The organism is Chryseobacterium sp. CBo1 (assembly GCF_001693475.1).
Taxonomy (GTDB): Bacteria; Bacteroidota; Bacteroidia; order Flavobacteriales; family Weeksellaceae; genus Chryseobacterium; species Chryseobacterium formosense.
The window spans coordinates 121582-131880 of the sequence record NZ_MAUH01000007.1 but is presented as its reverse complement, the minus strand read 5'-3'; the positions used below and the strand labels follow the sequence as shown (position 1 = coordinate 131880).

9 protein-coding genes are annotated in these 10299 nt (G+C 38.3%); 4 read left to right on the top strand and 5 right to left on the bottom strand.

Annotation, left to right across the window (positions count from 1 at the left end; all coding sequences use genetic code 11):
- Window positions 1-151 precede the first annotated feature (151 nt).
- Window positions 152-2149, bottom strand: a complete 1998-nt coding sequence (gene mobC / locus BA768_RS06560; protein ID WP_065720165.1) for a conjugal transfer protein MobC — start codon at window positions 2147-2149, stop codon at window positions 152-154.
- Between the two features lie 108 nt (window positions 2150-2257).
- Window positions 2258-3037 carry an AraC family transcriptional regulator gene (locus BA768_RS06555; RefSeq protein ID WP_065720164.1) on the bottom strand — a complete coding sequence of 260 codons (780 nt, stop codon included), beginning with the start codon at window positions 3035-3037 and terminating at the stop codon, window positions 2258-2260.
- Between the two features lie 83 nt (window positions 3038-3120).
- On the opposite strand from BA768_RS06555, the gene BA768_RS06550 reads away from it, so the two are divergent.
- The gene (locus BA768_RS06550; protein WP_065720163.1) at window positions 3121-4272 is read left to right on the top strand and encodes an NAD(P)H:quinone oxidoreductase; all 1152 of its coding nucleotides are present in this window, start codon (window positions 3121-3123) and stop codon (window positions 4270-4272) included.
- Window positions 4273-4432: 160 nt separating this feature from the next.
- Here the strand turns inward: BA768_RS06550 and mobB are convergent, their stop codons facing one another.
- Both mobB and mobA read right to left on the bottom strand, forming a co-directional pair.
- The gene (gene mobB / locus BA768_RS06545; RefSeq protein ID WP_065720162.1) at window positions 4433-5710 is read right to left on the bottom strand and encodes a conjugal transfer protein MobB; all 1278 of its coding nucleotides are present in this window, start codon (window positions 5708-5710) and stop codon (window positions 4433-4435) included.
- Window positions 5711-5712: 2 nt separating this feature from the next.
- Window positions 5713-6150: a conjugal transfer protein MobA gene (gene mobA / locus BA768_RS06540; protein WP_065720161.1), complete on the bottom strand. Its 438-nt coding sequence runs from the start codon at window positions 6148-6150 to the stop codon at window positions 5713-5715.
- 732 nt (window positions 6151-6882) lie between these two features.
- Here mobA and BA768_RS06535 point away from each other — a divergent pair.
- The 3 genes from BA768_RS06535 to BA768_RS06525 are packed head-to-tail and all read left to right on the top strand — an operon-like array spanning window position 6883 to window position 8751.
- Complete coding sequence (locus BA768_RS06535) at window positions 6883-7650, top strand: ParA family protein (protein WP_065720160.1); 768 nt, start codon at window positions 6883-6885, stop codon at window positions 7648-7650.
- A 4-nt stretch (window positions 7651-7654) separates the two neighbouring features.
- On the top strand, window positions 7655-8104 hold the full coding sequence (locus BA768_RS06530) for a DUF3408 domain-containing protein (protein ID WP_065720159.1): 450 nt from the start codon (window positions 7655-7657) through the stop codon (window positions 8102-8104).
- 11 nt (window positions 8105-8115) lie between these two features.
- Complete coding sequence (locus tag BA768_RS06525; protein WP_065720158.1) at window positions 8116-8751, top strand: conjugal transfer protein TraD; 636 nt, start codon at window positions 8116-8118, stop codon at window positions 8749-8751.
- Window positions 8752-8848: 97 nt separating this feature from the next.
- On the opposite strand, the gene BA768_RS06520 is transcribed toward BA768_RS06525, so the two are convergent.
- A complete protein-coding gene (locus BA768_RS06520) occupies window positions 8849-10294 on the bottom strand; it encodes a class I SAM-dependent DNA methyltransferase (protein ID WP_065720157.1) in 1446 nt (481 codons plus the stop codon).
- Window positions 10295-10299 lie beyond the last annotated feature (5 nt).

Here is a 10299-nt window from a genome sequence, read left to right as displayed (position 1 = left end):
CCAAACGAAGAATAGCAATGGAGCTTAGAGATATGATAACGGCCATTCTAATTATATTTGCAGGAGGAGACCCAGCCAAAGTTTTCAAAACATAAAAAATGGTCGGAATTTCTTCCGACCATGACTAGTGTTAGACCTCCCTTTTATTTTATCACTCCTGTACCAAATGCTGTAAATCGGGGTCATTCTTGATGCGTTCCATTTCACTTACAACAATATTTAGTATATCTGATTTTATCTGCTTGTAATTGGCTTCAATTTCCTGCTTCATTTTATCTTCACCCTGCTTATCAACAAAGGACAGGATTTCCGGTATTTTCTGATAGGCTTTTGTTTCGGCAGCAACTGTTTCATTATCTACCACAATTTCGGCGTGGAAAATCTTTTGCTCGATACGCTCGTCAAAGTTATCTGATACCGAACCTACGAACATCCCCTGCGTTAAGGTCGAAATTTTAGAGGCAGGTATCAGGCTATCCAACTGGGTAGATATAGAGGTAGATTTATCGTTTCGGTTGATGGTCATACTCTGGCGTTTCTGCAACACTTTACCGAAGCGTTCGGAAAGGCTCTTTGCCGTTTCGCCTACAACCTGCCCGCTGAAAACATTACCGACGGTATTCTGAATAACCTTGCTTTCCTTATCGCCGTAATCTCTTGTTAATTGCGAAAAGTCCTGAAAACCCAGACATACCGCCACCTTATTACTTCTCGCCGTTGCGATGAGATTGTCCAGTCCCCTAAAATAAATTGTGGGCAGCTCATCAATTATAACCGAACTCTTTAGCTGTCCTTTTTTATTGATGAGCTTTACAATCCTTGAATTGTACAAACCCAAAGCTGCCGAATATATATTTTGCCTGTCGGGATTGTTACCTACACATAAAATCTTAGGTTCATTCGGGTTATTAATGTCGAGCGTGAAGTCGTTGCCAGTCATTACCCAATAAAGCTGCGGGCTAATCATTCTTGATAGTGGAATTTTTGCAGATGCGATTTGACCTTGTAATTGGTCTTGTGCGCCGCCTTGCCACGCATCCATAAACGGCGATAAATAATTTTCCAAATCGGGGTATGAAGTCAAAATCGTGAATACGTCCGAATACTTTTTATTCAGCAATTCAATAGCGTGTGGGAATGTGCAATACTTACCGTCCTCGTAGATTTTCAGATACCAAATTATTGCTGCAAGCAAGATGATTGGGCTTTCCACAAAGAAATCCCCTTGCTTCTGTATCCACGACCTGTTGAGGTTCAACATTATGGTATAAGCTGCTTCATAAGCATCTGAAATGTCCGTCATAAAGTCGGGATTGAGTGGGTTACAACGGTGGCTCTTACGTGGGTCGTCGAAATTTATCACGTAGAATTTCGGCTGAATTTTATACTTGTCCCGGTGCTTCAGTAAATGATTATAGGCAATGGTTGAAAGGTCGTCGAATTTGAAATCGTAGATGTACATACTAAAGCCTTTCTCTATCTGCTGCTTGATGTAGTTGTTTACAATGGCATAGGATTTTCCTGAACCCGGAGTACCCAACACGATTGAAGCCCTGAAAGGATTTACAATGTTTATCCAACCGTTGTTCCATTTGTTTTTGTAATAGAACTTTGTGGGTAGATTGACGGAGTATTCGTTTTCCATCAGCTTTGTTTCCTGTTGGAAGCTCTCGTTTTCATTATTGAAAACGTCGTCCATCAGGTTGTTCTTTAATAGTCTGCTCATCCATACACCCGCCATCAATAAGGCGATATAACCTAACGAGATAGTAAGGATATACAAAAATGTACCAATTACCGGAGATAGCTTTAATAATGGGGTGTTCAGGAAGAACAGTACCGAACCTATGCCCAAAACCACGTAAATTTTAGACCAGGTTATCTTCTCATTCTTTACGCCCTTAGTGCCTAAACAGCTTAAAGCGAGCAATACCAAAGCAAAGGCTTTGGTATATAGGGTATGTGAGAACAAACCCGCCGTTCTGTCGAAATTGCCTAAAATCTTTTTGATTACTTCCAGTGTCCAGCCACGTTCTAAAAAGAACCCGTAGCAGAACCAATAAAGGTGCATCAGTACCAATAGAATACTGACTGCCCGCATAAAAGCCATTATCTTGGCTAAGCCTCTTAAATCGTCCTCTCCCTGCATTATTTTGAGTTTTAATGTTCGGGCGTGAATTTAAAGTCTGTGCGGAATAGTTATAAGATTGTGGTAGTCTAAGGCAGTACGTGGCGGTATTTGGCTTAATCAGTGTATTTATTTAGGAGCGGATTTCATTAATGATTTATAGGAAGTAAGGAATGCGGACAAACTCTTGTATCCTACTTTGAATGCTACTTCTGTAAGGGTATATTTTTTAGTATCAATTAGTTCAATACTCTTCAAAATACGGGTAAGCTGTATATATTTCTGTATGGTTATCCCCGTTTCATTTTTAAAGATACGTTGTAAATTGCGTACCGACATATTCGCAATTTCTACATAATCTTCGACTTTAAACTCATATCTGAAATTTTCATTGATATGACTGCAAATCGGAATTAGTCGCTCGTCTGAAGGTACAGGGATTTCCAAAGCATTATTTTTCTGATAAAAATCTGGAAGGTTTTGCAAAATGGCTAATAAAAAGACTTTCTGATTATCATCTTCAATAAGTTGTTTATTCCACTTAGTTGCATAATTGAGCATTTTGTGTAAGACAATAGGAACACGGAAAATCTTTACGGAATTGTAAAATTGATTTTGCGGAATATACTTAAAGAGCAATACTGTCAGATTAACGGTTTCTGCTGATGATGATATGCGGTGTTTTATATTTGACGGTATCCATATTGCGTGATTTTGAGGTACAAAATAAACCTTATTCTCTATGTAAAAATACTGAAAACCCTCTGTAACATAGGATAGCTGATAACGTGCGTGAGAATGCTCGTAATCATCGTGTTTCCAGTTTTGTTGCTGCCATATATAAGCATCGCTTATAACATCATCTGAATAATTGCCAGGAGTTGTTTCCTTAAGACCACATTTTAGCATTGCGTTTTAAATATACTTTTTGGCAAAGCTAATAAAAACGAAATATTTAATTTTGCAATATTATTAGAAAAATTTCCTGTGCAATGAATAAAACAATCTCATTTTTAGTTTTCACGCTCTCCTTTTTATTATCAATCAACACTACTGCTATGGCTCAAAATAAGAAAACAAACATACTGGTGCTTATCCATTCTGATAATGGCGGCACTTATGAACTGGCAAAGAACATTACCGAAGGAATTGAGAAAAATAGCGATGCTAATGCTACTATAAAGTTGGTGAAAGCATCAGATAATGTCAAGTTGAAAGACATTCCCGTAGCCAACGTTGATGAATTAAGTTCCTACGATGGCATAGCTTTTGGCTCGCCTGTGTACTTCGGGAATATCAGTACGGCAATGAGCGAATTTTTATCAAAAACGGTAGATGTCTGGACAAAACACGAATTAGAAGGTATGCCTGCAACTGTTTTTATGTCTGCAGGAAGCGGAGCCGGAAAAGAACTGGCATTGCAATCTTTCTGGAATAGTCTGGCAGTACACGGTATGATACTGGTATCAAATGGTATTCGTGGATATGAAAACATAGAAAAAAATATACCGCAAGGGAACTCGGTGTTAGGTACAACTAGTCTGGCTTCCTTAAAAGATGTGACAAGACCAAGCAAAAGCGAGCGTTATCTTGCCAAATTACAGGGAGAAAATTTTGCTAAAGTTTCCACGGCATTAAAAGGAACTTTCAAACAAAAGTCAATCGAAACTAAATCTGCATACACAGTGGATATCAACGAGGTATTGAAACAGAAAAATATTGTTTTACCTGAATTACCAAAACCTGTAGGAAACTACGAGCTTTTTTCGCGTTCCGGGAATTTAGTATTTATCAATCAGGTTTCACTTAAAGACGGAAAGATTTTATATCCTGGAAAAGTCGGTATTGATGTTACTGAACAACAAGTAGAAGAAGCGACCAAAGTTACTATGCTCAACATTATTGCAATTTTGAAAGAGGCAGTGGGAGGCGATTTGAACAAAGTAAAAAAATGTGTGCAATTGATTGGCGTTTTTAATACTCCTGAAACATATACGCAGCACGCTATGTTGATGAATGCAGCTTCTGACCTGACAGTGGAAATATTCGGAGAAAAGGGAAAGCATACACGAAATACATCGGGGGCATATTCCTTACCAGTTGGTTCTTCTGTATCTATTCAGGCAATTTTTGAAGTTGAGTAGATAGCTGTTATACGCAGATAGATAATTATTGATAATGAGAAAAATAATTCTGATTACCATTCTTTCATTCACTATGTTGCAATATACTGTCTTTCAGAAAGGTCAGCGTAATGTTAAAGAACGAATCCAATATATTTTTAGTGAACTATAAAAGGAAGAACTACATTTTTTTCTTCCTTTTCTTCTTCATCTTGTTAGCAAAATCCTGTTCCTCATAATCCTCGCCCTGGGCTTCGGGTAGCAAACCGCCCAATGCTTCAATCAAACCATCTTCGTGTTTTTCCGTAGTTAAGAAGTCGAACAAATGGTGTGGTTCTTCCGCAGGAAGATCCGCATCATTTGATGTGGATAGTTTGGGGATTGGTACAGCAGCTTCTTTTATATCCGTTTTGATATTATTATTCCAGTAATCATTAAAGACATTGGCAGAAAGCTCCTTGTCTAAACGTGAACCGTTCCAAACTGCTTTGGAATTATGGTCTATGAATGTGATACCATAAATGCGACCTGTATCATTTCGGCGCACCACTACGTTAATGCCCTGTTCAGCTAATTGTTTCTTAAAAGTCTGTTCATCGCTCGTTGTTTTCAGGGCAATGTTAGCGGCAGCTTTTAGGGTTTGCTTGCTTGGGTGGTCTTTTAATGCGGTTTTGCATTTCGAAAAATGCAGTTCCAATGCCGGAAGCCCTGCGCTCTTTCCGAACAGAGAAGCCTTGAACGGATGCCCGGCTCTTTCGCCTTTATCATTTAAGGGAATGTACAATAAACCCTGCTGCATCTTTCCCTGTAATTCTCCCTCTATTTTCTCGGCAGTAATATTGAAAAGAGATAGCAAGGCATTGTATTCGCCCAAACTTTGGTACTGGTAATAATTCGGCAGGTGTCGGACTACCGAAGCAATCTGGCTTTTTATATCGCCAGCCCGATAATCCACTGGACGGAATACCTTATCATTTTGTTTATGTTCTTTGTCTGTTGCTGGTATCAATCTGTATTTCCTTTCAAGTTCACGGCATACATTCATAGACCGCATTTTCTCGAACTTATCCGAAATCTTTTTGCCCTCTTCGTCCACGCAAACCGATACGATATGGATATGGATGCGGTCAATATCGGTATGTTTAAACACAACAAAAGGCTGTTCGCCGTAACCCATTTCCCTCATATATTCCTCTGCCATTTCCCTAAACTTGTCATCACTAACCTTGTCTTTCGGGTTCGGATTGAGCGAAATATGCACCGTATGCTTTTCTGTATTGCGGTTGGCTATAAGGTAAGGAGCAAAAGATTGGGCTAATTGTGCAACGGAATAATGACCGTTAGCGGTTTCAATTATCTTATTGGCGAACAAAATCAGTCCGTTTTCATTCTCCACTTTGAGCTGATTGTAAGCCAATGCACCGTATAAATTTCCACTTCTACCAATCTTTGCTATCATTTCTAAGGCTGTTTTTTCAGATATTTTGCTTCAAATTCCTCACTTATCTGAATGATTTTTTGGCATAACACCGCCATTTCAGCCGTCTGTTTTTCCAATTTATAGAGAAATGCCGCCGCCTTTTTCTCGGAAAAATGACGGTACAACAGCTTCACAATCTGATTATAGTTCACACCCACAGAACGGAATTGGCTGTGAAAAGAAGTAAGTCGCATATAAAAATCAACCGTTCCTTTGTCAATTTTGACCGATTTCATTTCCTTACTGAACAGCAGGGAAATGATAAACTTTGCTTTATTGGACATTCCCGATGCTTCAAAAAGCGATAAAAGTTTGGCATTTTCTTCGTCTGTAAGACGGAAAACGTGGCGGTGGATGCTTGGGTCGGTCTTAGGTATCCGTCCGCCCTTATTCTGTTTTTTGTTACTGTTGTCGTTCATCACTAATCCATTTTTAATCTACACAAAACCTCGACTTCGGAGAGTGTTTTTTAGCTCCCGGCAGGGCAAGTTGTTTTAGGCACTAACTCGGTTTCGAGTGCCTTAAAACACAACTTGCCGTGTTCTGTTGAACACAAAAATCCGCCCTGCGGGACGGATTGGATTTAACAGGGAAAAACGGCTCGATGCCGTGGCTGTTAAACTCCATTTTGTCCATTCGATTTTGCATAAATCCGTTAATAAAAATCATTATACAAAGTAAAGACCTGTTTTTGAAAGCATTGTACTGTGATACAGTGCCAAACACTACCTCTGAAAGCCAAATACTGTCATAGCTATACAATCGAATAAAATTGATTGGTTCTTTGTGACTGAATGTTGGCAGGAAGTCAAACAGTCCGTGCTTCAGGAATAGCAGACGGCACACATTCAAGAAAGTAGACTATCCTGCCTGCCTGATTGCTGGAATGCAAGACTACGAGAAAGCAAGAACGCTTGTTATCTGGATATCCAGCCCGTTTGAATGATCGGTTGATTGACGGAATGAAACAATGATGGCAAGCCTACCTGATAAGATGCCGGGATGATTGCACGACTGCTGTACTGCAAGGAAGCAGGTCATCAGTCATGAATGCAGGCAACCCTGATAGCTATCCTGAATGAAAGCGGGAACTCAGAACGTCTTGCCGGACTCCCTGCAAGACGGAAAACAAGAATTTAAAATTTTAAAATATGGACACAAAAAAGAAACCTCTGTTTATTGCCTTTTCTTCTCAAAAAGGCGGTGTTGGCAAAAGGACATTTACCACGCTTGTTGCAAGTATGATGCACTATCGTTTAGGCTACAACGTAGCCGTATTTGATGCGGATTTTCCGCAACACAGTTTAATGAAAATGAAAGCCCGTGATTTGGCAATGGTTATGGAAAATGAGGCGTTGAAAAAACTAGCGTATAAGCAATTTACCACTATCAACAAGAAAGCCTATCCGATAACACAGCATAAAGCAGATAGCGTATTGGATGCCGCACACGAATTTGTAGCAGCTTCTGCTGTTCCGGTTGATATGGTATTTTTTGACCTGCCCGGAACTGTGAACACGCCTGGCATTCTGAAAGCATTGGCAGGAATGCACCACATTTTTACGCCCATTACCGCAGACCGTTTAGTAATGGAAAGTACACTCATTTTTACACAGCTTTTACAGGACGTGATCATGAAAAAAGGCGAAACGTCCATACAAACCATTAATCTGTTTTGGAACCAGGTGGATGGCAGGGAAAGCACCCCATTATATGACGTGTATAATCAGCTTATAGCGCAATTGGGGTTAAGCCTGATGCAAAGCCAAGTGAAGAACAGCACCCGCTTTCGTAAAGAAAGCGAAGCGGACAGCAAAATGGTTTTTCGTTCTACTGTAATGCCTCCTGATGAACGGCTGATGAAAGCCTGCCAATTGGATTTGTTTATCAATGAGTTTTTAAAAATCATTCAATTATAGCCTTATGGAGAAAGATAATAAAAGGAAAGTCACGCCGGACATTAACGAAGAATTGATGATGAACCTGATGGTGGACGGTGTAAAAAAGGACGGTTTGCAACTTCCTCCCGAACCATCTGAAGAGCCGAAAAAGGAAATTGTAAAAGAAGAAGCAAAACAGGAAGAATTGCTTCAAAGTAAGCCAGTACAAAGGGAACGAAACCGTATCAAAAAAAATCTTGACGGCAGTTACGGTGAAAATTTTTTGAGAAACCACTCAATGACAAAACGAGGGGATAAAAGCATTTATATCAGGCAGGAATACCACGAAAGGCTATCTCGGATTGTACAGGTCATTGGAAAGGACGAGATACCGCTCTATGCCTACCTCGACAATATATTGGAACATCATTTTGAAATGTTTGAAAAAGCAATCATAGATGATTTCAACGAAAAGTTTAAACCCATTTTTTAAAGCATTTGATTATGGAAATAGTAATTATTATATGCCTGCTGATAGTCATTGTACTGCTGTTACAGGATAAGATTGTCATTCATAAAAAGTCGCAAAAAAAGCCGATGCAGGAAAAAGTCAATCCGAACCTGCCCGATATTATGGGTCAGCCGAAGCCATCAAGAAGCCTTTCAGTGCCAAACACTGCCAATGAAAGTCAAATAGCTGAACAGGAGATAAACCCTGATAATTTAGACATAGAATACGACGAAAATGAAAACGTTGGCATTCAAATTCCGCAGGAAGAGCTGGACGAAGTTTTCAGAAATATGCCTGACTTGGAAGATGAGGAAGAAGAATGGAATAGGTACGGAATATCCGGTGGCGATAACGGTTTTGCCCAAGGGGTTACCTACGACGAACTAAGCTCCGTAGGAGCATTGCTTCAAAAAGAAAATTTGGAACAATCTCAAAAGGAAACAGCGGTAGCTTTAGTTCAAAGATTACAAGGAACTGAATTATTCAGCCTGCTGGAAAATTCCATAGATGGTGCATCCAGAAAAATTGCCGAGCTTTTGGATAGCACACTTTCAACTGAAAACGACGACGGTTCTTCCATCTTGCGGAAAAGTGATTTGAGTGATTTTGATATTGGGGAGTTTGTGTGAACAAACTCCCTTTTTTATAATATTTAAAATTAATATAAATATTATCTAGATTTTTTAAAGGCAAATTTTATATTTTTTTCGTAATTAATTGGTATTATTAAGAGATTGTCTCTCTTATTGCTTTAAAATTATCCAATGCACTCTGTAGATCTTCTATTATACCATCGACTAATAAATCAGGCTCTGGTAAATTTTCAAAGTCAACCAATCCATCATCTTTAAGCCAGAAAATGTCAAAGTTTGTTTTGTCTCTTGCAATAAGTTGATCATAAGTATATTTCCGCCATCTACCATCAAGGTTTTTCTCATTCCAAGTCTCTTTACGTTTTGTTATATTTCCCTGATTGTAACACTCAACAAAATCTAATAAATGTTTAAATGCGATTGGATTTTTTTTGGGAGTATGGTGTATATTAGTTCTATAATCATAAATCCAAACTTCCTTAGTTTGAACTTTTCGTTTCTTTTTTTGTTTTTGAAAGAATAATACATTTGCTTTCACACCTTGAGCATAAAAAATCCCAGTTGGTAAACGTAAAATTGTATGTAAATGAAGTTCTTCTAACAGTTTTTTTCTAATAATCTCACCAGCTCCCCCTTCAAATAAAACATTATCTGGTAAGACAACAGCTGCTCTACCATTTTCTTCTAGCATAGTCACAATATGCTGTAAAAAAGCAAGTTGTTTATTACTAGTTGTTACCCAAAAATCTTTTCGTAAAAAATAACCATCTTTTTCAGCTAATTTTTCATCAGTAGTTGGGATGTCGCTACTACTTTTTCCAAAAGGAGGATTAGCTAATACAATATCTACTTTCTGCTTCAGCTGAACTCTTAGACTGTCTGTTACATGAATATCCGGAGTTTTTTTTAAATCACCAATTCCATGTAAGTAAAGGTTCATCAAACACAATCTCGCTGTAGATCTTTCTATTTCCCAACCGTGAAAAGTATCGAACTTTAAGAAACTATCTTCTTCAATAGTTAATTTTTTTCTCTCCATATATTCAAGTGCTCCTAAAAAGAACCCACCGGTTCCACAAGAAGGATCTGCAATGGTCTCTTTTACATCTGGTCTTATACATTCTACCATTGCTTGTATTACTGGTCTTGGGGTAAAATATTGACCTGCTCCACTACTTTCCGCATTTTTTTGTAAGAGTGATTCATATATTTCTCCTTTTATATCAGTTCCAGTTGATGTCCAATTTTCCTCATTTATAAGATTAATCAATTTGCTGAGTTTGACGGAATCATGTATTTTATTTTGACTTCCTAAAAATATATTTTGCAACATTCCTCCAGATTCGGCTAATGTTTTTAAGATATGTTCGTACTGTTCAAGTAAATCTCCACCCTTATTTTCTATCAACTTACTCCAGTCACAAATTTGTGGTAGATTATATTTATTAGAATTTTCATCAGCCATCTTTAGAAAAAGTAAATAAGTCAATTGTTCTAAATAGTCATTATATCCCAATCCGTCATCTCTAAGAGTATCACAGAAAGACCATATTTTTTGGACCAAAATGTTATGTTTCATTGTTA

Coding starts and splice junctions, on each gene's coding strand:
- mobC (WP_065720165.1), bottom strand. CDS start 2,149: ATGCAGGGAGAGGACGATTTAAGAGGCTTAGCCAAGATAATGGCTTTT.
- BA768_RS06555 (WP_065720164.1), bottom strand. CDS start 3,037: ATGCTAAAATGTGGTCTTAAGGAAACAACTCCTGGCAATTATTCAGAT.
- BA768_RS06550 (WP_065720163.1), top strand. CDS start 3,121: ATGAATAAAACAATCTCATTTTTAGTTTTCACGCTCTCCTTTTTATTA.
- mobB (WP_065720162.1), bottom strand. CDS start 5,710: ATGATAGCAAAGATTGGTAGAAGTGGAAATTTATACGGTGCATTGGCT.
- mobA (WP_065720161.1), bottom strand. CDS start 6,150: ATGAACGACAACAGTAACAAAAAACAGAATAAGGGCGGACGGATACCT.
- BA768_RS06535 (WP_065720160.1), top strand. CDS start 6,883: ATGGACACAAAAAAGAAACCTCTGTTTATTGCCTTTTCTTCTCAAAAA.
- BA768_RS06530 (WP_065720159.1), top strand. CDS start 7,655: ATGGAGAAAGATAATAAAAGGAAAGTCACGCCGGACATTAACGAAGAA.
- BA768_RS06525 (WP_065720158.1), top strand. CDS start 8,116: ATGGAAATAGTAATTATTATATGCCTGCTGATAGTCATTGTACTGCTG.
- BA768_RS06520 (WP_065720157.1), bottom strand. CDS start 10,294: ATGAAACATAACATTTTGGTCCAAAAAATATGGTCTTTCTGTGATACT.